At 49.6% G+C, this 23,582-nt stretch carries 34 protein-coding genes; 23 read left to right on the top strand and 11 right to left on the bottom strand.

The annotated features are described in order from the left end of the window. Window positions 1–44: 44 nt before the first annotated feature. Together DG177_RS15310 and DG177_RS15305 are read left to right on the top strand one after the other, a co-directional pair. Entirely contained in the window at window positions 45–950 is a 906-nt protein-coding gene (locus DG177_RS15310; RefSeq protein WP_108812278.1) for a DUF5681 domain-containing protein, read from the top strand. A 307-nt stretch (window positions 951–1,257) separates the two neighbouring features. Next, window positions 1,258–1,500: a DUF5818 domain-containing protein gene (locus DG177_RS15305; RefSeq protein ID WP_108812277.1), complete on the top strand. Its 243-nt coding sequence runs from the start codon at window positions 1,258–1,260 to the stop codon at window positions 1,498–1,500. A 102-nt stretch (window positions 1,501–1,602) separates the two neighbouring features. Here the strand turns inward: DG177_RS15305 and DG177_RS15300 are convergent, their stop codons facing one another. From DG177_RS15300 to DG177_RS17770, 3 genes are all read right to left on the bottom strand, one after another. Further along, the gene (locus tag DG177_RS15300; protein WP_108812276.1) at window positions 1,603–2,448 is read right to left on the bottom strand and encodes an SDR family NAD(P)-dependent oxidoreductase; all 846 of its coding nucleotides are present in this window, start codon (window positions 2,446–2,448) and stop codon (window positions 1,603–1,605) included. Window positions 2,449–2,531: 83 nt separating this feature from the next. Then, window positions 2,532–3,050 carry a protein tyrosine phosphatase family protein gene (locus DG177_RS15295; RefSeq protein ID WP_337658918.1) on the bottom strand — a complete coding sequence of 173 codons (519 nt, stop codon included), beginning with the start codon at window positions 3,048–3,050 and terminating at the stop codon, window positions 2,532–2,534. Window positions 3,051–3,187: 137 nt separating this feature from the next. Next, a complete protein-coding gene (locus tag DG177_RS17770) occupies window positions 3,188–3,571 on the bottom strand; it encodes a hypothetical protein (RefSeq protein ID WP_337658917.1) in 384 nt (127 codons plus the stop codon). Between the two features lie 118 nt (window positions 3,572–3,689). On the opposite strand from DG177_RS17770, the gene DG177_RS15290 reads away from it, so the two are divergent. Beyond that, a complete protein-coding gene (locus tag DG177_RS15290; RefSeq protein ID WP_108812275.1) occupies window positions 3,690–4,505 on the top strand; it encodes a hypothetical protein in 816 nt (271 codons plus the stop codon). Between the two features lie 60 nt (window positions 4,506–4,565). On the opposite strand, the gene DG177_RS15285 is transcribed toward DG177_RS15290, so the two are convergent. The 3 genes from DG177_RS15285 to DG177_RS15275 all read right to left on the bottom strand — a co-directional run bounded on the left by DG177_RS15285 (window position 4,566) and on the right by DG177_RS15275 (window position 6,005). After that, complete coding sequence (locus tag DG177_RS15285; protein WP_337658916.1) at window positions 4,566–4,817, bottom strand: DUF6959 family protein; 252 nt, start codon at window positions 4,815–4,817, stop codon at window positions 4,566–4,568. 178 nt (window positions 4,818–4,995) lie between these two features. Continuing rightward, on the bottom strand, window positions 4,996–5,487 hold the full coding sequence (locus DG177_RS15280) for a hypothetical protein (RefSeq protein WP_108812273.1): 492 nt from the start codon (window positions 5,485–5,487) through the stop codon (window positions 4,996–4,998). Window positions 5,488–5,639: 152 nt separating this feature from the next. Then, window positions 5,640–6,005 (bottom strand): immunity protein Imm33 domain-containing protein, encoded by a 366-nt coding sequence (locus DG177_RS15275; RefSeq protein WP_337658915.1) that lies wholly within the window; start codon window positions 6,003–6,005, stop codon window positions 5,640–5,642. 864 nt (window positions 6,006–6,869) lie between these two features. Here DG177_RS15275 and DG177_RS15265 point away from each other — a divergent pair. Then, the gene (locus DG177_RS15265) at window positions 6,870–7,220 is read left to right on the top strand and encodes an ADP-ribosylation/crystallin J1 (protein WP_108812270.1); all 351 of its coding nucleotides are present in this window, start codon (window positions 6,870–6,872) and stop codon (window positions 7,218–7,220) included. Between the two features lie 105 nt (window positions 7,221–7,325). On the opposite strand, the gene DG177_RS17765 is transcribed toward DG177_RS15265, so the two are convergent. Beyond that, a complete protein-coding gene (locus tag DG177_RS17765) occupies window positions 7,326–7,880 on the bottom strand; it encodes a hypothetical protein (RefSeq protein ID WP_337658914.1) in 555 nt (184 codons plus the stop codon). A gap of 251 nt (window positions 7,881–8,131) precedes the next feature. Between DG177_RS17765 and DG177_RS15255 the strand changes: the two genes are divergently transcribed. Together DG177_RS15255 and DG177_RS15250 are read left to right on the top strand one after the other, a co-directional pair. After that, window positions 8,132–8,590: a hypothetical protein gene (locus DG177_RS15255; RefSeq protein ID WP_108812268.1), complete on the top strand. Its 459-nt coding sequence runs from the start codon at window positions 8,132–8,134 to the stop codon at window positions 8,588–8,590. A 157-nt stretch (window positions 8,591–8,747) separates the two neighbouring features. Continuing rightward, a complete protein-coding gene (locus tag DG177_RS15250; RefSeq protein WP_108812267.1) occupies window positions 8,748–9,110 on the top strand; it encodes a hypothetical protein in 363 nt (120 codons plus the stop codon). A 51-nt stretch (window positions 9,111–9,161) separates the two neighbouring features. Here DG177_RS15250 and DG177_RS15245 read toward each other — a convergent pair whose 3' ends face one another. Both DG177_RS15245 and DG177_RS15240 read right to left on the bottom strand, forming a co-directional pair. Then, window positions 9,162–9,527 carry a hypothetical protein gene (locus DG177_RS15245; protein ID WP_108812266.1) on the bottom strand — a complete coding sequence of 122 codons (366 nt, stop codon included), beginning with the start codon at window positions 9,525–9,527 and terminating at the stop codon, window positions 9,162–9,164. Between the two features lie 83 nt (window positions 9,528–9,610). Further along, a complete protein-coding gene (locus tag DG177_RS15240) occupies window positions 9,611–10,555 on the bottom strand; it encodes a restriction endonuclease (protein WP_108812265.1) in 945 nt (314 codons plus the stop codon). Between the two features lie 202 nt (window positions 10,556–10,757). On the opposite strand from DG177_RS15240, the gene DG177_RS15235 reads away from it, so the two are divergent. The 3 genes from DG177_RS15235 (at window position 10,758) to DG177_RS15220 (ending at window position 12,326) form a co-directional block, all read left to right on the top strand. Further along, complete coding sequence (locus DG177_RS15235; RefSeq protein WP_108812264.1) at window positions 10,758–11,384, top strand: tyrosine-type recombinase/integrase; 627 nt, start codon at window positions 10,758–10,760, stop codon at window positions 11,382–11,384. A 102-nt stretch (window positions 11,385–11,486) separates the two neighbouring features. Further along, window positions 11,487–11,816 (top strand): tetratricopeptide repeat protein, encoded by a 330-nt coding sequence (locus tag DG177_RS15230; protein ID WP_108812263.1) that lies wholly within the window; start codon window positions 11,487–11,489, stop codon window positions 11,814–11,816. Between the two features lie 60 nt (window positions 11,817–11,876). Then, the gene (locus DG177_RS15220) at window positions 11,877–12,326 is read left to right on the top strand and encodes a tetratricopeptide repeat protein (protein WP_337659039.1); all 450 of its coding nucleotides are present in this window, start codon (window positions 11,877–11,879) and stop codon (window positions 12,324–12,326) included. 201 nt (window positions 12,327–12,527) lie between these two features. Here the strand turns inward: DG177_RS15220 and DG177_RS15215 are convergent, their stop codons facing one another. Then, window positions 12,528–13,421 (bottom strand): LysR substrate-binding domain-containing protein, encoded by an 894-nt coding sequence (locus DG177_RS15215; protein ID WP_108812261.1) that lies wholly within the window; start codon window positions 13,419–13,421, stop codon window positions 12,528–12,530. Window positions 13,422–13,509: 88 nt separating this feature from the next. On the opposite strand from DG177_RS15215, the gene DG177_RS15210 reads away from it, so the two are divergent. The 6 genes from DG177_RS15210 (at window position 13,510) to DG177_RS15180 (ending at window position 19,416) form a co-directional block, all read left to right on the top strand. Then, window positions 13,510–14,184, top strand: coding sequence for a nitroreductase family protein (locus tag DG177_RS15210; RefSeq protein WP_108812260.1), 675 nt, complete (start codon window positions 13,510–13,512; stop codon window positions 14,182–14,184). 1 nt (window position 14,185) lies between these two features. After that, window positions 14,186–16,099 carry an AMP-binding protein gene (locus DG177_RS15205; protein ID WP_108812259.1) on the top strand — a complete coding sequence of 638 codons (1,914 nt, stop codon included), beginning with the start codon at window positions 14,186–14,188 and terminating at the stop codon, window positions 16,097–16,099. Beyond that, entirely contained in the window at window positions 16,096–16,920 is an 825-nt protein-coding gene (locus tag DG177_RS15200) for an SDR family oxidoreductase (RefSeq protein WP_108812258.1), read from the top strand. Before DG177_RS15205 ends, DG177_RS15200 begins: the two co-directional genes overlap by 4 nt. A gap of 91 nt (window positions 16,921–17,011) precedes the next feature. After that, window positions 17,012–17,899 carry a metal-dependent hydrolase gene (locus tag DG177_RS15195; protein ID WP_108812257.1) on the top strand — a complete coding sequence of 296 codons (888 nt, stop codon included), beginning with the start codon at window positions 17,012–17,014 and terminating at the stop codon, window positions 17,897–17,899. 298 nt (window positions 17,900–18,197) lie between these two features. Further along, window positions 18,198–18,623 carry a hypothetical protein gene (locus DG177_RS15185; RefSeq protein WP_108810423.1) on the top strand — a complete coding sequence of 142 codons (426 nt, stop codon included), beginning with the start codon at window positions 18,198–18,200 and terminating at the stop codon, window positions 18,621–18,623. A gap of 271 nt (window positions 18,624–18,894) precedes the next feature. Next, complete coding sequence (locus tag DG177_RS15180; protein WP_108812255.1) at window positions 18,895–19,416, top strand: STM3941 family protein; 522 nt, start codon at window positions 18,895–18,897, stop codon at window positions 19,414–19,416. Between the two features lie 289 nt (window positions 19,417–19,705). On the opposite strand, the gene DG177_RS15175 is transcribed toward DG177_RS15180, so the two are convergent. Beyond that, on the bottom strand, window positions 19,706–19,966 hold the full coding sequence (locus DG177_RS15175; RefSeq protein ID WP_108812254.1) for a hypothetical protein: 261 nt from the start codon (window positions 19,964–19,966) through the stop codon (window positions 19,706–19,708). A 331-nt stretch (window positions 19,967–20,297) separates the two neighbouring features. Between DG177_RS15175 and DG177_RS15170 the strand changes: the two genes are divergently transcribed. The 8 genes from DG177_RS15170 (at window position 20,298) to DG177_RS15140 (ending at window position 23,564) form a co-directional block, all read left to right on the top strand. Beyond that, window positions 20,298–21,662: an efflux transporter outer membrane subunit gene (locus tag DG177_RS15170; protein ID WP_108812253.1), complete on the top strand. Its 1,365-nt coding sequence runs from the start codon at window positions 20,298–20,300 to the stop codon at window positions 21,660–21,662. A gap of 188 nt (window positions 21,663–21,850) precedes the next feature. Further along, window positions 21,851–22,021 carry a hypothetical protein gene (locus DG177_RS17760; RefSeq protein ID WP_337658913.1) on the top strand — a complete coding sequence of 57 codons (171 nt, stop codon included), beginning with the start codon at window positions 21,851–21,853 and terminating at the stop codon, window positions 22,019–22,021. Between the two features lie 60 nt (window positions 22,022–22,081). Next, window positions 22,082–22,276 carry a bacteriocin gene (locus DG177_RS15165; RefSeq protein WP_108812252.1) on the top strand — a complete coding sequence of 65 codons (195 nt, stop codon included), beginning with the start codon at window positions 22,082–22,084 and terminating at the stop codon, window positions 22,274–22,276. Window positions 22,277–22,311: 35 nt separating this feature from the next. Continuing rightward, entirely contained in the window at window positions 22,312–22,524 is a 213-nt protein-coding gene (locus tag DG177_RS15160) for a hypothetical protein (protein WP_108812251.1), read from the top strand. 78 nt (window positions 22,525–22,602) lie between these two features. Further along, entirely contained in the window at window positions 22,603–22,839 is a 237-nt protein-coding gene (locus tag DG177_RS15155) for a hypothetical protein (RefSeq protein ID WP_337658912.1), read from the top strand. Window positions 22,840–22,855: 16 nt separating this feature from the next. Further along, window positions 22,856–23,074, top strand: coding sequence for a hypothetical protein (locus DG177_RS15150; RefSeq protein WP_108812249.1), 219 nt, complete (start codon window positions 22,856–22,858; stop codon window positions 23,072–23,074). Window positions 23,075–23,102: 28 nt separating this feature from the next. Then, window positions 23,103–23,333, top strand: coding sequence for an eCIS core domain-containing protein (locus DG177_RS15145; RefSeq protein ID WP_337658911.1), 231 nt, complete (start codon window positions 23,103–23,105; stop codon window positions 23,331–23,333). 21 nt (window positions 23,334–23,354) lie between these two features. Next, window positions 23,355–23,564 (top strand): hypothetical protein, encoded by a 210-nt coding sequence (locus tag DG177_RS15140; RefSeq protein WP_108812247.1) that lies wholly within the window; start codon window positions 23,355–23,357, stop codon window positions 23,562–23,564. Window positions 23,565–23,582: the final 18 nt, after the last annotated feature.

Raw genomic sequence — 23,582 nt, 5'->3', positions numbered from 1 at the left:
GAGCTGGAATGGGCGCAGCAAGCCTCTCACGCAGGAGAATCGTTATGAGCAAGGACGATTATGATATCGGCTTTGGTCGACCACCGCATTACACGCAGTTCCGCAAAGGCCAATCGGGCAATCCGGCTGGCAGGCCCAAGAAGGCGCAACCTCCAGCAGAACCGATAGCGGGAGAAGAGATCGATAAAATCCTGCGCGCACAGCTTGACCGCGAAATTGCGCTCAAAGGTCCAGGTGGCGCCAAGAACATGAAGGTCCTGGAAGCCGTCCTGCTGGCGCAGCAGAAAAGCGCGCTGGCGGGTAACTCGGCTGCGCAGCGAGAGGTTTTAAAGCACGCAAGACTGCTGGAACAGCGGGAACTATTGCGCGAGCTGCACGAACGCGAAAGGCAAGAAGAAGATTTCAAGGCTGCGCTACGATGGAAAGAGGAGCAAGAGCGGATTTGGGCCAAAGCCAAAGACGGCTGTGAGCCCGACGATCCATGGCCGCATCCTGATGATTTCATTCTTGATCATCACCGCCGCACATGGACGATCAGGGGGCCGGTCGATCCATCGGACGTAGCGAGGTACCGGCGCATAAGATACCAGCGCGACTATCGTCTGTACGCTCTAGTCGAAGAAATACGTCGCGGCGATGATCCATTGGTTCTGGCAGCGCATCTGACTTGGGTCATCTTCAACAATATGCTGCCCCGACGGTGGCAGATAGAGAAAGATGATATGGATCGGGTGTTTGTGGAACTGCTAGCCGTTCCGGTCCACAGGTTGCGTGTCCGCGCAGAAACAGCCATGCGGCAGGCAGAGCTTCTGCCAGAGCCACATCTGGACAAGAAAGCACGGCGTAAGACATACCAGATCGTCAATAAGGCCATGCAGCCTCTATTGAAGATGAAAGGGTTCCGGTCCGTGGCTGAGCTCGAGCATCATGTGAGCCAAAATGGTGAATGAACAAGACTGAATAGTCAGCTTTTCTATTGTCTGTTGCGCACGACTATCCCATACACTTCATTGGTGCCCGCACGCAGGGCGTTGGGGCGTAGTAAACCCCTGATTTAACCGGTTGATGCTGACCGAAACCAGTATCGCACTCCTTGTCCTTATGGTCGGGGAGCCTGTGGCGTATGTCCAAGGCTCTCGGGCCCAAAGGCTACAGGGGCTGAGTTAAATCAGTTTTACTAACTCCCCGATCACCAAGGATCAGGTGTGAAGTCGAAAGCGGGGGCGTACCGCAGACGACTTCCAGGGAGATAAGGAAGTGCCAAAAGGAACGATTCACAGAGAAACCGGGAAATTGCGCCGGGCGCCATTGGGCTATGCGCTGGAAGTGGACGGCGGTGCGCGTTGGATGCTCGATATAAATGGAAGCGTAAGACAGCTGATTGGAAAACGCGTTACAGTCGAAGGCAAGCGGATGGGATTTGATCTGATCTATGTGGATCGGATTTGGCATGAAGGAAAACCATGGCGAAGAAGTTGGTTGAGCCGCTTCGGATTTTGACCCCCCGTGCGAGAAAAATTGCTATATCAGTGGGCTGATGTCCGCTTTATCCCGAAAGCGAACATCAGCTCCGACCATTGATCGCCTTATGATACCGCCCGTTCAATCATCCATGTAGGTGGTAAATCGATCTGCATAATCCGGATGCCATCGTGATAGCGCCGGGCGGTTTTTGATGATATCGTCTGCGTTCCATTGGATGCGTTTTTCATCTACATTTCTCGTTGCTTCTCCATCAGGGCAGAGAATGTAAAAATCATTATCGTCGAGCCGTTCAAGCATGAAATCGACTGTCTGTTCTGCAGTCCAAGCGAACGCTGGTTTCTCGGGAATATGGGCAGAAATCATAGGCGTATAGACAAAGCCTGGAATCAAAAGATGCGCAGCAAGTTGGCACCCTTCAATTTCAACGAATGCGTTAGCGACGCTTTCGGTGTACGCGAGAATTCCTGCCTTCGATAGATTATAGGCATAGTTTCCCGGTGGCCGGGTTATGCCTTGCTTGGAACCCGTGTTGATCACCGCACCCGCTTTACCGTGTTCCAGCATTGCTGGAATAAATGCATGACAGCCGTTGATCACACCACCAAGATTTATCGACATCGTAGTTTTCAGCGCATCCATATCTTCCCATGGTGCGCCCACAGGCAGTCCCATGCCAGCATTGTTCATCAAGAGGTGGACCGAACCAAATCGTTTCATCGCCACATCGTGCAGGATCTCAACCTGATTCAAATCCGATACATCGCAGGAATGAGCGAGAATGCTGTCGCCGGAACCGGCAATCTTGGCCAATGCACTTGAAGCAGACCGCAATGTTTCTTCATTTCGGTCAGCTATCACAACATTCATTCCGGCAGTGGCATAACGTGCTGCAGCTTCCAATCCGATACCGCTTGCACCGCCTGTAATCACAGCGGTGTTTCCGGCTTTCATCCATGCTGACATATCTTCGTTCCTTCTTCCAACGGGCTCTTACATGGTTTCCGCATCTCTGTTTAGCCCGATAGCAGGCATCAACTTTCAACCTGTTACTGGTGTCTCTTTGTAAAGTCTTTCCAAATCCCAAAAGGTTCCCAAATTACGCTCATATCTTTTCGAGCATCAGCTTCATCATCCCTCAATACGTCTCGGCGATATTTATAGACAAAGGCTGACACTCGCATATTGGCGGCGCAATGTACCCAGATGGGTTCGTCTCCAGCTGCTTCCATTGCATCGCTGAATTGTTCGAAATCCTTCAGGGTTGGATTTTGAAAGTCTACCGGAATATGCGTGTAATCCATTTCCAGTTCAGACAACGTAGCTGCCTCATCGGGCAAAGCATTTTCAACTCCCGTCGGCGCCAAATTGATCACACGTAAGAATCCCGCTGACTTGATTGCAACAAATTGCTTTGCGGTCGGTTGCCCAGATGTGTGCAGCCGTTCCGTAATCTGGAGATGGTTATAGATTGACGTCGTGGCATCCCCGCGCAAACCAAAGCCGGTATATTTGCGAGCCATAGTTCCAAGAAAGCCCAGCGTGGTTTTGATGGTGTTCCAATTCATAAAACGTCATAAAATTTAAAAGAAAGTTTTGTCAATTGAGAGAAGCTTCAATAGCCTTGAACTAATGTCCGCTTTTGCGCCCAAAGCAGACATTAGCGTTGTGGCTGCTTTATCCCGAAAGCGGACATTAGAACGCACTAAGAATCTGGCAAAAGTTTTTCTAACTTGGCAACCATTCTTTGTCTTGTTTTCCAAGGCATCCAAGACTTGTGCAATCGTGACAACCAGTGTTGATTGGAGTATCCGCTTCCCTCGGTCAGTGTCTTGTTATGCGGCAAAATCTTTTGCCCTAACAAATCGACGACCTGTTTGATTTCAAAATGACTTGAAAAATAGAGCTCTCGCCCTTGGTGTTCCAATGTCCAAACAGGAAAACCTTTTCCCGGTACTTTTGATGGCATTGGCGGGTCGAGTTCTTCAGGGCTTGTGCTGTCCAGAAAAGCTCCATCTGGTGCACGGTGGCAATACCAGGAAATTGGAGAGAGCACCCGTTCTTCACAATATTTCAGCCCTGTTTTCATTGCCCCATTCTATTCGTCGCCAAATCCAATGCAAGTATTTAGCCGCTGCGGCTGCAACATCCCGAAAGCGGACGCTAGAAAAACGCTTGTGGAAGGCTCTTTCTTGCAAAACAAGTGAATGAAAGCCACATATGCACAGATGAACTTTGCTTCCCTTCGGACTGTGAATATCTGCCTAACTGGGATTGGCACAGCAGTTTTTGCAGAGATATTCCTGTATATCAATCTTGCTCCTAATGATTTTGACAAGCGAACGCGGGAGTTTGCGATAGAAAAAGTAAGCGACAAGGTCAGTGAATCATTCACCGAACCTAAACTGACATCTGCGGCTGGTACTGTGGCTTCGGTAGCGGAAAAAATTTCACCTAACTTAAAATCAAAGTTGGATGATATGCGCCAACAACTTGATGGCGGCATAGACGCGTTTGTTGCAGATGTACTGGCAGCAAAGTGCAAACTGGACTGCGAACGGAGAGAAAAGGCCCGTATTGCAGTACGTGAATATTACGAAGCATCGATTGCGCGATATGGCGACGCACTGGAGCGAGTTGAACAACTAGTGGTTGGCAAGTATGACAAGGTCATGGATGAGCTTCGTGCTGATCTGAAAATATTTGCAGGTAGCAATGCGATCATGCTTGCTTTTGCGTTCTTACTCTCAGTGTTCAAAGGGAAAGCAGCGGCACATCTCGCTCCTATTTCGTTCATGTTGACCGCTAGTACAGTCTTGATGGCATTATGGTACGTGTTTGGTCAGAACTGGGCGATGACAATTATTTTCAGCGATTACTGGGGGTGGGGCTATTCTATTTTCCTCGCGGCTATCGGTGCCTTCCTGTTAGATATTGCGCTGAATGCAGCGCGTATCACAAGCCTAGTGTTCAATACCCTATCGAGTGCAGTCGGAAGCGCTTTCCAATTCGTTCCATGCTAGCTTCCGCTATATCCCGAAAGCGGACATTAGGATTACCGGTTTTCTGGGTTTTGTAGTCTATTAGTACGGGAGCTTAATACCAGCCTCTTCCAATGTCGCTTCGTAGTGCCCCTGAACTGCTAGAAGCCTGTCCATAACATTTTCCAAGCTTTCTGATTTTTCGGCAGGGTCCTTCTCAGCTGCAATTATGGCCAATTCGCAGATCAATATGTTCAAGCTATCCCCCTGAAAAACGACACCCGGAAACTGTCGGCCCGGTAACTGCACAACAGCATAGTTGGTTGGTCTCGAAAGCAATTTCACATCACTCATATTGATTTCTTTCTTGTTTTCGCATCGCAACCTTTTTTGGCGATTTTGCCAGCGGTGTTCTATTCCTTAACTCTCGACGATTTTTGGATAAATATCGGATATGCGCTGACGTAGCAATGTCAGTGTCCGCTATATCCCGAAAGCGGACATTCAGAAACTGTCAGCAAAAGTTTGCCTGCTATCTATATTCTTTCGGAGGAAACCGTGAATCGTCGTAGGCTTCGATGATGATCGCATGTTTCAATCTGAAATCTGAGGCGATTTTGCATGGAGTTCCATTTGGAGGAGCCCAACCAATCAAAGTGATGATATTCTCGCGGTCCAGAGAATAAAACCTTGTTTGCGCAACCTTGTTATCATTGAAAAAAAGCGTCGCGGTACGCGTTCTGATGCTATTGTATAGCACCTTCGCTTCGTTTCTCTCGGATATGATGGTCTTCCATCCCGGAGTGACTGGAGCTCCCTTATTCTCGACTTCATTGCGGCGAAGTTCATAAAGCTCGGCGTTATATATTTTGACCAAATTCTCTTTCTTGCAATAGTCTTCAAGCTTAGGTCCAAAATAATTGCTGATTGTTGGTAGCGCAAATTCGACTGAAATGGGCATCACAAAAAGTACAAAAAAAACCCAGGCACATCCGTGCGCTAACATTTTATGACTTTCGACCATATTCACCAAAGAGCTATTAGAAGTAGATTCCGAGATCAACAACCTCTCAGTGTTTAGCGCCCGCTTTTGCGCCCATAGCGGACATTAGAATTGGCGGATGGATACAACTATTGGAACATATTGAAACGGCGGTTGAGGAACTAATTGCGCTGTCACTCCAAGTTTAACAACGATGGATCAAACCAAACGTCTGAATAATCAGGTGCAATCAAAAATCGCCAACCCTCTGCAAGTCCTAAATATTCCAAAATTGTAGGATAGATTTTTTGCAAATGCCTTATATGTACAGGCTCAAAAAATTCATCCTTCTGACTCAACGTTTCTCCTGCCCATATGTACCATCCCGACGTAGATTCCAAAGGTTCGTGACGCAGACCATTTATTGGAAATTTTGATCCATCAAAACCTTTTTCCAGACCAACAATGCAGTCAAGAGAAACTGGAACAAACTCTGCTCCCCAAGTTTGGCAAAACTCAATATTGCCGATTGATTTCTCTTTCATTTTTTGACTTTTCATTTTTTCTTCGTGAACCGAATGTCGGTTCAATTCTTGAATCTAGACCCTACTCAAAAGGGAGAATAGCTCAAATAATTTCAATGTCCGCTTTTGCGCCGAAAGCGGACATTAGCCTTATGACCGCAATATCCCGAAAGCGGACACATGTTTGGTAGCTTTTACGTTCGGCAATTGGACAGTTAACGGACCTAGAGCCTAGCCCCGTAATAGACGCGAGAGGCTTTGGCCGGCCGGTTCTTGACCTTGAACGTCTGGTCTAGAGGTATCCGGCTACCATAGTGCTCCATGAGCAATGATTTCGAAGGGAATGGAAGATAATATTTAGGCGACCCACGAACGCCAAGTTTAACGGCTTCCTCTCGCAGTTCCTCAAGTTCCTCGTAACTGCAGTTTTGATCGTAGAACCCGAGTTTCAGCCTGCAAAAAAGGGAAACATAGGCATTTTCAGAATTTAAAACCTCGGGCAACGCAGCTAAGCATTCTCTATAACGGTCTCGGGCTTCTTCATGACGGTCTTCCAGACACATCAATTTAGCATCATAAGCCAAGAGGTAGTGGGGTGGATCGTCGCACAAAGAGAATGCTGCATCCAAACAAGCTCTTGCCTTTTTGTCCCGTCTGCGACTGCTATGATAGCGCGCAAGAGCTGAGTTTAACTCGAACTTTAGTTCCTTAATAAGCGCATGAATTTGCATCTCAACATTATGAGTACTTTCGCGACTGTTGGCAACTCTGCAGGAATGTCTCCTTTTGCGCCCAAAGCAGACGTGACTGCTATATCCCGAAAGCGGACATTAGGATTGACCTAGTTGAATGGCAACAACTGGGGTGGAACGAGGGCGTAGTTTCCATTATGTCTGCGTAATGGCTACAGAAACAATCAAACTCTGGCGACCAGTCGGCCCAGAAGAACTAGAACTCATCAGAGAAACTGGGATGCGAGCATTTCCGCCTCGTTTGCCAGAGCAGCCCATATTCTATCCGGTTACGACTGAAGAGTATGCTGTCAAGATTGCACGTGACTGGAACGTCCGAGCGAGCGGATCAGGTTTTGTCACTCAGTTTGAGGTGGAGAAGGCATACCTCGATGGCTACGAGATACAGGATGCAGGTGGAAAGGCTCACCAAGAGTATTGGATACCTGCCGAGGAGATCGATGCGTTCAATGCTTCGATAGTTGGCAAGATTGAAGTGGTTCGCAGCTTCCCTGAATGACTGTCTGAATCTAGGGGCGTAAGCGGAAGGTCAGCCCACATTGCCACAATGGTCTGCTTCATCCCGAAAGCGGACATTAATTAACGAAAACTGGCCCAGACAAAATTATGGAATCAAGTTTTTCTTTGCGATCAACAATCGGATTACGTCGTCAATCAAAAGCTGTGCAGATGCGACTTGAACCGATTCACAGCTTGGATCGATCTCAAAAAGCATAAACCCCGTCTTTTTTTTCAATTCGACAAAGTGCGAATTCACTGGATGATATTGGAATGAACATCCAATCGGACTTCCAATCTGTGTATTACCAAATGTATCAAAGCCTACACGCCAGTTGAGCCCTGCCAAAGATCGTCGTATTCTCCCATGTTGGTGCTGGTCTAGTGAAACAATCAGCTCTTTTAAGGTTGTTGAATCATCGGATACACAAGGAGTCATAGGCCAATCATGATCAAATATTGGACGTGACCAAATTACGTTTCCACTACCGTTTGCCTTGAGGTCAATTTCAATTTCAATAGCGCAAGTTTCCCGATCTCCAGTATCAAAAAGCGTTCGACGAATACGGATATCCGAATCCTCGAAAGCAGATAGTTTCCGTTGGTATTCTTCTCGGTCTAAAACGTCTTGCGTGCATGACGACATTGCCAAAGATACCATTCCTAGAATGGCCACAAGAACCGACCTCATGAGCATTATTTGCCTCGCTGGATTACCTTGCAGACTAGCTACAACAATCCTTCAAAAGCATGCAAGCGACATAAACTATGCCGACTAACAGTGTCCGCTTTTGCGCCCAATGGGGACACTCGGTTAGTGACTGCTTTATCCCGAAAGCGGACATTAGCATTAGCATTGTCAAAGAATGAAAGTTTATGGAAATCGCGCAATGACTAACCTATGGTGTTCGCATGCAATTATTCGGTAAACCTAGCCTTGCAGTGCTTCTTGAAAATGAAAAGAAGACTCTAGAGGACATTTTTGGTTATGATTCTTTTAGGATAGAAGCTCACCATAAAGATGAGGCAAAGCTTCACACCGACCTGCTTGAGATAATCTTTGGTCGAGATAGCAGAGACGGCGATATTAGTGCTGTAATTGGTTTGCGCGAGTCCGTTGCCAAATTGGATTGGGAAGATGGAACTTTTCAATGGTCTAAGTTTTTAGGTGAAAAAGATCGTCCAAAAGACCGAGATCGAAATGGAAAAGTTGTTGCTGGCGCCCAAGACCAAGTTAAAGGCGAACTCAAATTGATATGTCGACTTGTTAAAGAGATATTCTCAGACACCCAACGCACACGAGATGCTGTCCACTGGTTAGATGGCTATCGTGAAGCATATACCAATTGGGCGGAGGGAGATTGGGATTAGTTTCCAAGTTGGACGGCACACGATTAGTGTCTTCGCTAACGTCCGCTTTTGCGCCCATAGCGGACATTAGCGTTATGGCGGCTTTATCCCGAAAGCGGACATTACATCGTAACTCCGTTATGTGTCTATTGAGACAGAAAACGGAGACATCGGTTCAATGCATGCATCACAGTTTATTGCGCAGCTAATCAGAGCATTTGAAGATCATGTTGATGACAAATCAACAATGTCTAAAATCTTGGAGTGTGCTGAAGATCAGGAGTTTGGCACAGAAAGGAGTCGAGAGCTTTTCAGCGAAGTCCGAGATAAGACAATTGCGGCAGAGAGGTCGGAAAATACCCAGTCCATCGAACAGCTATTTTTTGAAGAGGCTTGTGCTAAAGCACTGTTCAATTTCGGACGTCCAGCCGCCGCATATGATCCTGATGCTCAGTTTTGGATTGTCCCGCTAGCTTTGAGATTGTGCAAACATTTGGACCTACCGATTGAACATGTCACCAATCTCGCTTTCAAAGACTAGCGTCCGCTATATCCCGAAAGCGGACATTAGAAATGTTTCAACAGCTCATTTTTATTGGTCTTTGATTTTCATATCATCAGTTTTTGACAATATGGCCTCACACAATCGGTCAGGCTTACAGGATATAACACCTTCAATTTCTGCTATTATTGTTTTGTCTTCGTTCCAAGCTTGCCCATTAAGAGCCAGCATGGACTGATCGAATTCTCCATCGGGAAAAATAACATCACGGATCGGCGGATCTAATAAACAGTCGCCCAAGTTTATGATGCCCAGCCCATGAATTCCATATGATCTGAATTCTGCCAATCCATTAAATGCGTAATCGCCATTAAGCTCTAGCTTGGAGTTTGCTTCGCAATCAAATTGATTTGGTTCAATTCCGCACGAAGCCAGAAGTGAAGCAAAAATACTCAAAAAGATTGTCCTACTATACAACGATGTCTCCAGATCTGAATTCTGCTTTATCCCGAAAGCGGACGGAAGCGAAAATCGCACGTCTATTGTTTTTTGATTCCAAATACTTTCATCTGAGCCATACTTAACTCGGGAACTGTTATCCCTTGAACTTCAATAGTAGATTCCGGAATCGGAATTTCTTCACGACTTTCCAACCGAGTAAATTGATCTCGTAAATCGCTAACGTCGGATAACTCGAATATCAGGCTTCGCGAGTTCCGAGACAGATTCTTGAAAATAACACTGTTGTCCAATTGCGAAGCATATCCGAAATAGTAACGCTCCTTGTTATCGATCTTCAATTCAAATTCCGAAATCGGAATTTTTGGGTCGTCATGCTCATTGCCCCAGAAATAGGGTCTGGAAATTTCTGGAGGAATCCAATGAAAACTCGGTCCATTTCGATCACGCGAGAGCTCACCGCTCAAAAATCCTTGATGAACGCGATCTGCCAAAAAGACTCCATTCACGACTGCTCCAGGCACCTTGGCTGTAGAATTCAATGCTAAATCTGAGCCTTGGATCTGCGCGGTTTCGACAACTCCAGAAAATTGGACGGAAAGACTGAAAACCTCTCTCATGAGTATTGGAACTTCAGTTCCAATCACCTCGAGCCCGTTTTCATTTTTGGCTGTACTACTGAGCTCGCAGAGTGAAATCCCTAGTCGATCGGCCTTCGATTTCGCCATACTGGAGAAGCCGATTGGAGAAATTAGCACGGCCTTTTGAGCTCTTACATCTTGCATCTTTGAATGCAGAGCATCCACATGTCCTATGTCCAGCTTCCTACTATGGTCACGACACTCAATTATTGTGACAATATCAATGTCGCCTATTTGTGAACGTACGAGAACATCGATCTGTCTTGGGCCATCTGCTCCGTTTAGCTTAACGTCTCGCTGTACGATCGCTCCATCCTTGGCGGTGAGAATCTCAAATACCCTTGCGGTGAGTTTTTCGAACGGCTTTCCATCATTTTTGCTCATATAGTGCTCACATATCAAAATTGGGCACTTAAACAAACATTTGAGCTATTATAGGCGACCTGCCATTTGCTTGCTCTTCAGCCACCTATCAACGTCAATAGCTAGTGTCCGCTTTTGCGCCCAAAGCGGACACTAGCCAGCAGTTCCAAAAACCAATTATTAGCTTTCTACAGGCTTTGACCTTCTCGATGAGGAGATCAAAATGCATAATCAAACTACTGACACTCAAAAGCAATATCCATGGAACAAAGGAAAGCTGATCGGCCAGAAGGCTCCGCTTAAACAGCAAGAAGTTTGGGCGATCAGAGTCCGTCTGGAACTTGCGGGTCGGAAGCGGGATCTGGCTTTGTTTAATCTAGCGATTGATAGCAAGCTTCGAGGATGTGATCTTGTCGGTTTAAAAGTTAGCGACATTCGCACCGGCGATGAGTTTCAAAGCCGGGCCAAAATCATTCAGCGCAAAACCGGCAATGCAGTTCAGTTTGAAATTACCAAACAAACGCGAAGCGCACTCAAGCTTTGGTGCGGCCATTCCGATCTGTCCCCATTTGATTGGCTGTTTCCTTCTCGTATGGATAAATCGCACCATCTTTCGACGCGGCAATATTCCAGAATTGCAGCGAAGTGGTTTGCATCGATAAGTCTTCCGCGATCAGCTTACGCCACTCATTCACTGAGGCGGACCAAAGCCACCCTGATATATCGAAAGACTGGAAACCTAAGAGCCGTGCAGCTACTTCTCGGTCATTCAAAGATCGATAGCACAGTTAAATACCTCGGCGTAGAAGTTGAGGATGCCTTAGCGCTGGCGGAGAGTGTTGAGCTCTAGTGTCCGCTTTGGGCGCAAAAGCTGACGCTAGGAAAACCTCAATAATCAAATTTTATTGTCATCTTGTTGATATTGCTAGTTGGACAAATTACTCACTATTGAATGAAAACAAGTTCTGTCATTCTGCCATTTTCCATTTGGATTAATCGAATAAGAGCTGTTTTCGGGCAAGCTGAAGCTCAATCATTGTTAGGGGAAGCCTATGAATTTGGCGAAGGTGTCAAATTAGATTATCGGAAGGCTTTGTTCTGGTACAAAAAATCAGCTGATCAAGGGCATGATAGAGCACAAGCAAACATAGGGGCGATGTATCAACGCGGTGATGGCGTTGAAGCGGACTTGGATGTAGCACGCCAGTGGTCAGAACTTGCAGCAACTCAAGGCAACCTTACCGCAGTTCAAAACTTGGGAATAGCCTACTTGCTAGGCTAGGGCGTCACCAAAAATAATCTCAAAGCGGCGGAGCTTTTTCGTGAAGCCGCCGAAGGAGGGCTGAAAACCGCCCAGTTCAACCTAGGGTTGATGTACTACACTAAGCACGACGGTCTTGAACTGGACTACACACTTGCACGAGAATACTTTACCATGGCCTCGGAAAATGGCCATCCCAATGCCCAATCCAATTTGGGTAACATCTTTACTAAAGGACTCGGGGTTGATGTAAACTTTGATAGCGCGTTGGCATGTTATCAAGCTTCTGCATCCAATCGGTTTCCATTAGGTTACTATAACCTTGGCACAGCTTATTTGTTCGGGCGAGGTGTCGAAAAAGACCCTGTTCGAGCATATGTCTTGTTTAGAGTCGCAAAGATGCTCGGATATTCTGAAGCAGACCAAAACATCGGTGTGTTGGAAAAGCAGCTAACAATCAAAGACATCGAAATTGCTGAAGCCAAGATTTCAGATTATCGAGACAATGACTTCCGCAGCGGTGAATGGTGATTTCTAATGTCCGCTTTCGGGATAATGCGGTCATAAGGCTAGTGTCTGCTTAGGGCGCAAAAGCGGACATTAGGAAACCGATAGCCGACCGTCCACTCTCGACCCAATTGCGGACGCACCGATCGCTTCTCAGCTATTCGGGGTTCCGACCAAAGCCGGCTTGGCTTTAGGAAAGTTACCCATAGTTGCTATGGATCGATCTCAACTAGAGACTGCATTTCGCAAGACCTCAAGTGCCATTGCCACCCGGGGGGAGCTGCGTAAACCGTGCGGGAAAAGCGCAAACAATTCGATTGCATCGATTGGGAGGCTAACGCTGCATTCAACAAGGCGCCCCGCTTTAAGATCTTCTTCGACTAGATGATACGGAAGGAACCCAACACCAAGGCCCTTGGCTAGCATGAGCCTGATAGCATCTAGGTCATTCACAAGGATAGTAGGGCGAATTTCAGAATAAGCCTTTCGGCGCATGCGAGACAGGTTTTGTAGGTCACCTTCAAAAAGGGAGGTTAAACCGATGACTTTGTGAGCTGCTATGTCCGAATGTGAACTGAGCGCTGGCGCAGATGAGAGGTATTCTTCAGCGGCATACGTACCAATCCGGCTCTCACCGATTTTCTCAACCACAATTCCCGTTTGTTCAAGCGGATGAATGCGCACTGCCAAATCAACGGTGTTCTCTCGCAAATCCACATATTCTTCCGACAAGTCGATCTTCATTTCCAACCCTGGATAGCGAAGTGTCAGCTGCGCCAAGGGTGCCAGCAGCTTTGCGCGCCCAATCGCAGGTGGCAGCGACACTCTTAGCAGACCCTTAGGCACAAGCTCCCGGTCGTGGATCTTTGCCTCTGCTGCATCCAGTTGTCCGATAATATTGCGAACATCGCGAACGTAGCTTTCCGCTTCGGCTGTTGGGCTGATCCAGCGCGTGCCGCGGCGAAACAACGCAGTGCCACCCAATTGATCCTCCAATGCGGCGATCCTGCGGCTGACGGTAGACTGGCTAACATCAAGCTTTTTTGCAGCATCGGTGAAGCTGCCGGTTTCCAGAACCACAACCAGAGTTTCGGCGAGGATAAGGCGATCGCTATGCATGCATTTGACGGATAGATTATATCCCTTTCTAAATCAATCCATCCATTTAATAGATGCTATATGAACTCAATCTTGATGGATGAAAGCAATGAAAACTCTCAGTGACATCGTGCGCGAACGGCGTTCGACCCGGGCATTCCTCAACAAGGCGGTAGACAAATCTGTGCTGGTCTCGCTGTTGGAGGCAGCTGGCCGCAGTCCTTCCGGAAGCAATCTGCAACCCTGGCATGTGCATGCTCTCGCGGGCGAGGAACTTCAAACGTTCTTGGGGGAAGTTAAGCGGTCGCTAGCGGTCAATCCGCGCGGTGAAGGCAGTGAATATCAGCTCTACCCCGATGATATGGGCCAGACCTATAAATCGCGCCGCTTCAAATGCGGCGAGGATATGTACGCGACTATCGGTGTGGAGCGCGAAAACAAGATGGGGCGGATGATGCAATTCGCGCAGAACTTTGAGTTCTTTGGCGCGCCTGTTGGCCTGTTCTTCTCCATTGATCGCAGCTTCAATCAGCCGCAATGGGCCCATCTGGGCATGTTCATGCAAACCTTCATGCTGTTGGCGCAAGAGCACGGCCTTGCGACCTGTGCTCAGGAGGCCTGGTCCGTTATGTACAAGACGGCCGCGAGTTTCCTCGAGATGCCCGATGCACATATGCTCTATTGTGGGATGGCTCTGGGATATCCTGATCCCGATGCGCCAATAAATACGCTCGTCACTGACCGCGAGCCGGCCGAATCTTTCGCGACATTGCGGGGCTTTTGAGATGGCATTGTCGCTCACGCAAATGTCAGCGCAAGACAAGGCAGCGCTCACCACGATCAAAGATATAGAGCGCTATGAAAGCGTTCCGATTGGTGAGCGTATATCCGAGCAATCGATCTACGAATTGGTTTGCAGCGCGGCGGAGACTTGGGGCGATGCCGTTTACATATCGTTCCTCGCACACGGGCTAGCAAATGACGAGCCTGTGAAGCTGAGTTTTGTGGAAACCAAAAGGCAAGTGATCCGTACAGCCAACGCGTTTGCGAGCCTAGGTGTAACGCGGGATCATGCGGTCGGATTTCTGGTGCCGAACCTGCCTGAAACCTATGTCTGCATGCTCGCGGCAAGCACTGTTGGCCGAGCTAACCTGGTTAACCCGCTACTCTCTGCAAGCCATATCACGAATATTATGACTGCGGCCCGGGTCAAAGCGATCATTACGGTCAGCTCCAAAGCGGACCCCGATATTTACGCCAAGGCCGTCGAGGTGGCGCAGTCTCTGCCAGAGCCGGTCACCATCGTAACTCTGGATGCCGAAGAAGAAGGCGCTCAGCTGTATCGCGACTTCATCGAAGGCTGTGAGGCAGAACGTCTGGTCAATATTGAACCGCCAGTGTCCACTGACATTGCCGGTATCTTTCACACTGGCGGCACCACATCTGCGCCCAAGCTGCTTACGATGACCCACGCCAATCAGCTGGCGACAACCTGTATGGGGCTGCTGGGTAGCGGGTACCGCGCTGGTGATGTGTCGCTTGCCGGCTTGCCATCATACCATGTGATTGCAGGGATCGCGACGCCGCTGATATCGCTGGCAAGCGGGGCGACAATCCTGCTTTGCGGACCATCAGGCTTCCGCAATCCGTTCATGCTCGGCGATTTTTGGAAGATCATTGAGGCCCATCACGTGACCAGCGCTGCGGTTGTTCCAACCGTGCTGAGCGTGCTCAAAGACATTCCCATCACTAGCGATGTTTCGTCCTTGCGCCAGATCGTGAGCGGGGCTGCTCCCCTGTCGCCCGCACTGATCGAAGCAATCACCTCGATTGTCGATACAGAAATCGTTGAAACCTACGGCATGACAGAGGCCTCGACCTTTTGCGCGCGCAACCCTGCTGGCGGGGAAAAGCGCGCTGGCTCTGTTGGACCGTTCGTCCCCTATCAGGAAGGGCGCATCGTCGAAAATGAAGACGAAGGCCCGCACCGCGATGTTGCACCGGGCAGTGTCGGCAAGATCCTTCTGCGCGGCCCCAATGTCGTGGCCACGACCACCTTTGTGAACTCGGCAGGCATTGCCGAAGGCGAAGAGCGCGTTGATGCAGATGGCTGGCTCGACACCGGCGATCTGGGCTGGCGCGATGACGACGGTTATGTCTGGCTTCAGGGTCGCGCCAAAGACCTCATCATCCGCTCAGGGCACAATATTGATCCGCGCCTGATCGAAGAAGCGTTGGCCGCCCACTCGGCCGTCAACATGGTCGCCGCGGTTGGTCAGCCCGACACATACGCGGGCGAAGTCCCCATCGCCTATGTGACCCTAAACCCCGGCCAATCCGCCACCGTTGAAGAGCTAGAAGAATTTGCTCGCAATGAGGTTTCGGAGCGCCCAGCAGCACCATCTCGGATTGAGATTGTGGAGACCATGCCGCTCACCACGATTGGCAAGATTTACAAACCGACCCTTCGCTTGTTGGCAGCGGCAACGGCCGCGCGGGAGTTGCTGCGCAACAGGCTCCCGGAATATGCAGAACTCCATATCAACGCCCACGAAAGCGCGCCTGGTGCGCCGCGTTCGATTGACATAATGGTGCGCGGCCTAAGCGCTGGCGAGTTTGCCGAGTTTACCGAACAAACCGTATCAGGCCTCAGCGCTCTGAACCTTAATACACACTTGCAAAATGGGGATCCCACATGACCATCACGGACGTTTTCTCTCCGACACTCTTCAAAGGCAAAACAGTCGCAGTGACCGGCGGGGGTTCAGGCATCAATCTTGGCATTGCTAAGACATTTGCGAGCCTTGGCGCGAATATCGCAATCTGCGGCCGCACGCAGGAGAAGCTGGACGCAGCGCGCGCTGAAATCGAAGCGCTGGGCGCAAAAGTCGTAGCGAATTCAGCGGACGTCCGCGATCTTGCCGCTGTCGAGGCTTTCTTATCTGGGACGGTGGAGGCTTTGGGACCTTGCGATGTCGTGGTTGCGGGGGCGGCAGGCAACTTCCTGTGCGCAGCAGAAGCCATGTCCTCCAACGCCTTTAAGACCGTAGTCGATATTAACCTTATCGGCTCCTTTCATGCCGCTAAGGCAGCGCATGCTCAGCTTGCTGAGACCTCAGGTTCCATCATCTTCATTTCCGCAGCGCAGGCATTCATGCCGTTTGAGTTTCAGGCGCATGCGGGCGCTGCCAAGGCCGGCGTTGATCAGCTCATGCGGCAACTCGCGCTTGAGTGGGGCCGGGCAAACATCAGGGCAAACTGCATCGTTCCGGGCCCGGTCGAGGGAACCAAGGGGGTGGCCAGCCTCCTCGCTAATCCCAGCCTCAAAACGCAATTGCTCGACACAATCCCCGCTGGGCGTTTCGGCACTTTTGAAGATATTGGTGCCGCGGCGGCCTACCTTGCTTCGCCACTCGCCAGCTATGTGACGGGCACCACGTTGATCGCAGATGGCGGTCAATATCTTAATGGCACAGGCGTCCTCAACACTGCGACCCGGGCATTGCTGGCCCCAGCTTAGATTGGAGCAAGCCAAGGCGAGTTGCGGTCTAACCGCCAGCCTCAATTCTGTGATCAAAGTTTGATTGAAACATTCGAATGGAAACCAATCGATGAATACTCCCACGATAGCTGAACGAAACGCCGTAGCCCGCAGCAGGAACACACCACGAGACCTCGACATCAAGATCCGTGACGAGCGGTTCAATAGGGCAAAGACCCCCAAACGGTGGTGGGCAGGCGATCCTTATGGAACGGCATGGTACAACGTGCTTTCAGCCACTTTTCCGCGCGGCGAGGCATTCTTCATTGAAGCTGTAAAGGCTCACCGCGAGGGCGCTCCCCCTAAGCTTGAGGCGGAGATCCGTGCGTTTGTTCGGCAGGAAATCAACCATACTCGCGAGCATATCGCATTCAACAAGCTCGCCGAAGACGCTGGCTATGACATTGAGACGATTGATGAACGGGTGCGCAAGATGCTGGGTTTGATCAAGGATCATCCCCCTATCGTCAATCTGGCCGCGACTATGGCGCTAGAACACTACACTGCGATCATGGCAAATGAGTTTCTTGCCAACCCCAAACATTTCGAAAAGGCTGACCCAGAGGTGCGAGCCATGTGGCGTTGGCACGCGGTTGAGGAGGTCGAGCACAAGGGCGTGGCCTTTGACACTTGGAACCATGCAACGCGCCATTGGTCAAAATGGCGACGCTGGAAACTGCGCAGTCTTATTATGCTCACAGTAACTGTGCGGTTCTTCCGCAATCGCTGGCGCGATGCGCTGGATCTACTTGCTCAGGATGGCGTGACCGGTTGGAAGGCACGTTGGGGCCTGTTTAAGTACCTGACCCTTAGCCCTGGAATGATGCGCCGGGCTTTCCCGGCTTGGCTTTCCTTTTTTAAGCCTGGTTTTCACCCTTGGGACCACGATGATCGTGCTCTGATTGAACTGTATGAAGGCGACTTCAAAGACGCGCTCATGCCAGCCAAGAAGACCTAAGAATGAGCGAGTGGATTCCTCTTACATGAAGGAACCACTCTTTCGAGGCTCTAAGATCATAGCCGATCAGCAACCCCAACAGAGCATTATCCGCGCCGGTTGAGATGAGGTGGACTGGCTTTATTAGCATGCCCGCTTTCACCTCCAGAATCAGTCGTTCCATCGAGTGGGCACTAATGTCCGCTTTCGGGATGTTGCAGAAATAGAGTTGGCATGTGCTAGTGTCTGAAAACGCAAAAGAGATCAGCCATCCATGTTAACAGCAAACTTGTTTAATAGATAAAGTGAGTGATCAAGTTTGAGCGGATATAAAAAAGGCAAAAAATGGACCCAAGCCGACATCGGTGAACTTGGATGGAGTCAGTGCCGCACCTACGGTTTGGCCTTCCCAAACAAACATGGATCAATGAAGTTTGACATAGACTATATCTTGGAGTCGCCGTTGGCACATGGCACGAAGGGGTATCTTATTGCTGAAGCCGAACTGGTATTCGAAAATGTAAATGCTCTCAATATCGGCTTGGACTTCCAAAACTTTCAAGGCATCGATTTGGTCAGTGTAGAGATTGAGAATGAAAGCCTTACTCCAAATAAAAAAATGAAGTTGTATCACTTTAAAATTGAACTGATTGTTGGAATTATAACGTTCACGGCAACCGGATTTCAGCAACTTTTGAAATCCGACCCGATGCATTCGGTCACATCGGATTTCGAACGATATTGAAAATATTGAAAGCCCTATTGGTACATCTGCCAAGATTCTAATGTCCGCTTTCGGGATAAAGCTGCCGCAACGCTAGTGTCCGCTATGGGCGCAAAAGCGGACACTAGAAAAACAGATTTTGTCGATCGGATATCACCTATCCCATGAACTGGGGATGGCGGAGCCAGCGCTCGCAATCCATATTCGCAAAGATCGTCAATAGACGACTATTGGCGTGACTATTTTCCTGATTTTGGAAAAACACCCATTTAGAAGAAGATAGAGATGGCCAATGGATGATTTTGTAGCACACGCTTCTCGCTCACGAACCATTTTACTGAGTATGGCTTCGGTTGCTTTCGTTGTTACTGGTATGTGGATGATTGGCGCTTTCGGCGCTATTCCAGGGTCGACCCGTTATTCACCTGTTTTGATAAACGGAATAGGCTGGTTCTGCATAGTATTTTTCGGTTTTTCCACAGTGACCTGGATAAAGAATCTGTTCGATGAAAGCGAGCAGTTGCGGATCAGTCCCACAGGTGTCCGTTGGAAAAAGTGGTCCGACCAAATGATCCCATGGGCGGAAATTAGCGATATAACTGAGTGGAGCTATCAGAGGCAACGGTTTATCATTCTTCACCTCCAGAACCCCGAGATGTTTCCAAGTCAAGGTTTGTTAGCTTGGTTAGCCAAAGCCAATCAAAGACTGGCTGGTGGAGATATCGCGCTGTCTTTAACCGCGACAGATAGAACCTTGGAAGAAGCGATGGCAGCAATAGATCGATTTCGATCAGTTTCGCCGAGCTCTAGCTAATGTCCGCTTTCGGGATATTGCGGCCACAACGCTAGTGTCCGCTTAGGGCGCAAAAGCGGACGTTAGGAATGCAGAAGATATCGGTCCGATAAGCGCCCTAATATCGGACATTCCAATGGAGACCGCTTTATCCCGATCGCGGACGCTCAATAAACGCAAAAATTAGTACTATAAGTCTTTTCTGAATGAACTTTTTTGAGTGTGACCCAACATATTTTTTCTATCTGATCGATCTACTCCAAAACGTCTTAGTGCGGGGCAATATTGAGCCTCAGTGAGTGATTACATGCTAATAGCGGGTGGTCGGATTGTTCGCTACCGTCACTGTACCAGATGAAGTGGAGGAACCTCCCGACGATTTTGACCCACCTTTTGCTACACCAGATCCACTACTCGGACCGTCGCCTTCAACTGTAGTTTTTGATTTCCCAGAGACCTTGACATCTCCACCACTGTCACTGGTGTTAGGATAAGGTACTTTGTCACCTGCGCCGATTACTTGATCAAGCTCATGATCTTCCAACTCTTGTGGTCCCTTTTTGTCAACCATTGTCGTTCTCCTGGATATTGTGATCGCCTACGGTCGCTTCATTGCAGTATATTGGCGAATCCGTAGGTGAGGCATATCACAACTGCGTATTTCGCTTTGTCGACCGAAAGCACTATGAAGATAGCAATACCGAAAATATAGGAACGAAACGACTCTATCCCGCAGATTTTTGATTTCAATGCCCGATTTCGTGTTTAAAGTGGTCATGACTGCCTAATCCCTATAGCTGACGCCACGGTTAACCCGCATTTAAAGATTGAACTGGCACATCTGGTGTGGATGATTATGAACTAATATAGAGGTCGCGGTGCTTGGTGGGAGATGCGCCGTTATGCGCGCTAAATTTCGGGTAATACCCAGTGCGATTGCAATGGTTTTGGTTTCGGCCTGTGCGGCTGCTCCCAAACCTGTCTCCGATGTGGCTCGCGATATTCCCTCACAATTCGTGGGATCCAACCAGTCCGGGGCGATTGACACGCGCTGGTGGAAAAGTTTCGGTGATCTCCGTTTAACGACCCTGGTGGAAGAAGGGGTCTTGCAAAATCCTTCTATCGGTCAATCCATGGCGCGGCTGGAGCAAGCGCGGGCGCAGGCGCGGATTTCACGGGCGGATTTGCTTCCACAGGTCAGTGCGGGACTAGGCGCCGTTGGTCGTGGCGGTGCGGGCAACACAGGGATACTCCATACGCTGGACCTGTCAGTCAACGTCGGTTGGGAGACGGATCTTTGGGAGCGCTTATCTTCTCTCAATGCGGCCGACCGTGCGGACTTTCTGGCCACTGCTGCAAATCTGCGTGCCGTGCAGCAAGCGGTGGCGGCACAAACCGTGCGAACCTATTTCGCGGTGATTGAGGCAGAACAGCAGATTGCGCTCTCGAGCCGGGTGCTCGAAACCTATGGCGAGCTGACTCGTCAGCTCAATCTGCGTGTTGAAGCCGGGATATCGCCGCTCAGTTCAAAAACCCTGGTCATCACCGACCAGCAGACCGCGCGCGGTGGGCTGGAGGCGCGGCAGGAGGACTATAAGCGCTTGGTCCGGCAGCTGGAGATTATCCTGCGCGATTATCCCGATGGCCAGATTGAGCTAGCTGATGCCTTACCCGCACTGCCACCGGTCCCGGTAACCGGCCTGCCGTCTGAACTACTCTCGCGGCGACCAGATGTTGTGGCGGCGGATTTGCAGCTTGCGGCGGCCGGTTACCGGTTGGATGCGGCGAAGCGGTCATTCCTGCCCAGTCTTTCTCTTAGTGGCTCAGCGGGAACATCGGCGGGTAGCTTTGCCAATCTGTTTGATGGCGGCTTTTTCATATGGTCGATTGCCGGACAATTGTTGCAACCGATTTTCCAAGGCGGGCGTTTACGCGCGCAAGTGGATCAGCGTGAGGGTGAACAAGATGAAGCCTTGGAACGCTATGCAGAGGTTGCGCTACAGGCTTTGTTTGAAGTGGAAACCGCACTGGCGATAGATAGCAATCTGGCGGCGCGGGAGGCGGCATTCCTGGTGGCGGCGGATGCGGCGGAGCAATCGCTTGATATTTCTACCAAAAGATATCGCGCTGGGATTGAACCGTTTTTTAATGTGCTGGAAACACAGCAACGCGCTCTCAACGCCCGTAGTGCGTATCTGTCTACACGCCGCGACCGATTGTTCAACCGAGTCGATTTGCACCTCGCACTAGGCGGCGGCTTTGAATGATGGACGCGCTGCGTCCATCCAAATTTTTGCTGATTGGCGATTTTATCCTATAACAATTTCAATATGTTAGGAAAAATACGACATCGATGATCAGAAATTAATCGCGGCTGTGAGACGCAACACAGGCGTTTGTGGTAACTTGATCAATAAAGGGTCTGCAAACACAACAAGCGACAAGGATTTTCGCGATGACAGACCGTACAAAAAAAGAAGAACTGAACGAACAAGAACTGGATGAAGTAGCCGGAGGCGTCGGTGGCGTCATGGGAGACGAACCAGCAATGATCAAAAAATCGGGAAATGGTAAAATCATACGTCCCACCCCCAAAGGCATGGAACGGGTATTCGACGACGAATGACGCGACCGCCTGTTTGATCACGCTAACGTGATCGACACTAACGAAATCAGGAGATTGAAAATGACCGATGTAACAAAAACAGAAGAATTGAATGAGGCTGAATTGGATCAGGTAACTGGCGGTGTTGCGTTGTTGCTGCCCGCGGTTCAGTCCGTTCGCGAGGCGGGCCCGCCAAGAAAAAAGGACACAACAAGTGCGGCTGACACGGTTCCAACCGAAAACTTCTCGCTCAACTACGAGAAAATAAAATTCTAGCACTGAGCCCAATATCGCCGGACAGGAGAATGGATATGACCGATAAAAAACAAACCGAAGAGCTGAATGAAGCAGAGCTGGATGAGGTTGCCGGAGCGGGTAAGCACGAATATCGAGAACATGTTTCGCTTACTTATGGGTCGGCCCGGACAAGTGATGGAGGCAAGGCACAGGGTAACTTGGCATCGAACAGCGGCGTTAAGCGTCCTACGCCCAAAGGCATGGAACGGGTGTTCGAAGACGAATAATCAGGCAGCGACTTTCCTGATATTCCCAGGCTCACCGAAAACTGGGTGGAAGCGATTTAGATTTCACGGAGAATGATAATGACTGACAAGAAAACCGAAATACTGAACGAAGACGAACTGGATCATGTGACCGGTGGCCACGCCAATCTGGAGGTGAGCCATATCAAGCCTAGCCTGACCGGTGCGAAAGGTATTCGTGTGGCCGACAAAGTTGGTGGCCGGGTAGCCAAAGGTGCTGGCATCCGCGTTGGCAGCAAAGTTGGCATTCGTGTGACCAAGGGCGTGGTTGCCGGCGGTGGTGGAAACAGTATCTAATCGGCGGAGCAATAATATGACTGACCGGAAGAACTCCGACGCGCTGAATGAGCAAGAACTGGATCAGGTCACTGGCGGCGTCCAGCATGAGCTATCGCACACGGTTCAGCAAGGCAGCGACAAGTTAACGACCACTTCAGGGGCAACATCCAAAGGAGCAAACGCGGCTCAATATAATCCTGAGACTATTACGCGTAGTTTTGCTCCGAGCGGAAGTACCGATCCCAAGCGCTGAACACTTGGTTATGATGTGGAGAGATAAGATGAATGACAAGAAAGACCCCAACAAGTTGAACGAGCAGGAACTTGACCAAGTGACCGGCGGCGCTGCAGGTAAGCAACTGCTTGGCCATGAGCTGACTCATGTTGGGCAACAGGGCAGCCGCAAATATATTGGCGAAACCGAAAAGAATTTGACCTCCGGCACAGATCGCAAGCGGTTCGGCAAGCAACCAGCACAAATCGTTGCGCAATCTGGCAATGGCGAAATCTGAATTCGGAAAAAGGACGTTGGAATGACAGGCAAGGTACCCGAAGAGCTCGATGAGCAGGAACTGGATAAAGTGACCGGCGGAGGAACGACTGATTCCCATGATGCTTATGCCAATCTGGAAGTCAGTCATCTAAAGTCCGGGTCGACCAAGGGAACATCTGTTCGCGCAACAAGGGGATTGTCCAAATCCAAAAAGCAAATCGTCGCGCAAGCTGGCGATGGCGAAATCTGAACTACGCAGTGGAGAAAC

Origin of the sequence: Sphingorhabdus sp. Alg231-15 (assembly GCF_900149705.1) — a bacterium.
Lineage (GTDB): Bacteria > Pseudomonadota > Alphaproteobacteria > Sphingomonadales > Sphingomonadaceae > Parasphingorhabdus.
This window is presented reverse-complemented; position numbering and strand designations above follow the sequence as displayed.

Bases quoted from the DNA above. Each gene is read 5' to 3' on its own strand.
- DG177_RS15310 (WP_108812278.1), top strand. From the start codon at position 45: ATGAGCAAGGACGATTATGATATCGGCTTTGGTCGACCACCGCATTAC.
- DG177_RS15300 (WP_108812276.1), bottom strand. From the start codon at position 2,448: ATGTCAGCATGGATGAAAGCCGGAAACACCGCTGTGATTACAGGCGGT.
- DG177_RS15295 (WP_337658918.1), bottom strand. From the start codon at position 3,050: ATGAATTGGAACACCATCAAAACCACGCTGGGCTTTCTTGGAACTATG.
- DG177_RS17770 (WP_337658917.1), bottom strand. From the start codon at position 3,571: ATGAAAACAGGGCTGAAATATTGTGAAGAACGGGTGCTCTCTCCAATT.
- DG177_RS15290 (WP_108812275.1), top strand. From the start codon at position 3,690: ATGAAAGCCACATATGCACAGATGAACTTTGCTTCCCTTCGGACTGTG.
- DG177_RS15285 (WP_337658916.1), bottom strand. From the start codon at position 4,817: ATGAGTGATGTGAAATTGCTTTCGAGACCAACCAACTATGCTGTTGTG.
- DG177_RS15280 (WP_108812273.1), bottom strand. From the start codon at position 5,487: ATGGTCGAAAGTCATAAAATGTTAGCGCACGGATGTGCCTGGGTTTTT.
- DG177_RS15275 (WP_337658915.1), bottom strand. From the start codon at position 6,005: ATGAAAAGTCAAAAAATGAAAGAGAAATCAATCGGCAATATTGAGTTT.
- DG177_RS15265 (WP_108812270.1), top strand. From the start codon at position 6,870: ATGGCTACAGAAACAATCAAACTCTGGCGACCAGTCGGCCCAGAAGAA.
- DG177_RS17765 (WP_337658914.1), bottom strand. From the start codon at position 7,880: ATGGTATCTTTGGCAATGTCGTCATGCACGCAAGACGTTTTAGACCGA.
- DG177_RS15255 (WP_108812268.1), top strand. From the start codon at position 8,132: ATGCAATTATTCGGTAAACCTAGCCTTGCAGTGCTTCTTGAAAATGAA.
- DG177_RS15250 (WP_108812267.1), top strand. From the start codon at position 8,748: ATGCATGCATCACAGTTTATTGCGCAGCTAATCAGAGCATTTGAAGAT.
- DG177_RS15240 (WP_108812265.1), bottom strand. From the start codon at position 10,555: ATGAGCAAAAATGATGGAAAGCCGTTCGAAAAACTCACCGCAAGGGTA.
- DG177_RS15235 (WP_108812264.1), top strand. From the start codon at position 10,758: ATGCATAATCAAACTACTGACACTCAAAAGCAATATCCATGGAACAAA.
- DG177_RS15230 (WP_108812263.1), top strand. From the start codon at position 11,487: ATGAAAACAAGTTCTGTCATTCTGCCATTTTCCATTTGGATTAATCGA.
- DG177_RS15215 (WP_108812261.1), bottom strand. From the start codon at position 13,421: ATGCATAGCGATCGCCTTATCCTCGCCGAAACTCTGGTTGTGGTTCTG.
- DG177_RS15210 (WP_108812260.1), top strand. From the start codon at position 13,510: ATGAAAACTCTCAGTGACATCGTGCGCGAACGGCGTTCGACCCGGGCA.
- DG177_RS15205 (WP_108812259.1), top strand. From the start codon at position 14,186: ATGGCATTGTCGCTCACGCAAATGTCAGCGCAAGACAAGGCAGCGCTC.
- DG177_RS15200 (WP_108812258.1), top strand. From the start codon at position 16,096: ATGACCATCACGGACGTTTTCTCTCCGACACTCTTCAAAGGCAAAACA.
- DG177_RS15195 (WP_108812257.1), top strand. From the start codon at position 17,012: ATGAATACTCCCACGATAGCTGAACGAAACGCCGTAGCCCGCAGCAGG.
- DG177_RS15180 (WP_108812255.1), top strand. From the start codon at position 18,895: ATGGATGATTTTGTAGCACACGCTTCTCGCTCACGAACCATTTTACTG.
- DG177_RS15175 (WP_108812254.1), bottom strand. From the start codon at position 19,966: ATGGTTGACAAAAAGGGACCACAAGAGTTGGAAGATCATGAGCTTGAT.
- DG177_RS15170 (WP_108812253.1), top strand. From the start codon at position 20,298: ATGCGCGCTAAATTTCGGGTAATACCCAGTGCGATTGCAATGGTTTTG.
- DG177_RS17760 (WP_337658913.1), top strand. From the start codon at position 21,851: ATGACAGACCGTACAAAAAAAGAAGAACTGAACGAACAAGAACTGGAT.
- DG177_RS15165 (WP_108812252.1), top strand. From the start codon at position 22,082: ATGACCGATGTAACAAAAACAGAAGAATTGAATGAGGCTGAATTGGAT.
- DG177_RS15160 (WP_108812251.1), top strand. From the start codon at position 22,312: ATGACCGATAAAAAACAAACCGAAGAGCTGAATGAAGCAGAGCTGGAT.
- DG177_RS15155 (WP_337658912.1), top strand. From the start codon at position 22,603: ATGACTGACAAGAAAACCGAAATACTGAACGAAGACGAACTGGATCAT.
- DG177_RS15150 (WP_108812249.1), top strand. From the start codon at position 22,856: ATGACTGACCGGAAGAACTCCGACGCGCTGAATGAGCAAGAACTGGAT.
- DG177_RS15145 (WP_337658911.1), top strand. From the start codon at position 23,103: ATGAATGACAAGAAAGACCCCAACAAGTTGAACGAGCAGGAACTTGAC.
- DG177_RS15140 (WP_108812247.1), top strand. From the start codon at position 23,355: ATGACAGGCAAGGTACCCGAAGAGCTCGATGAGCAGGAACTGGATAAA.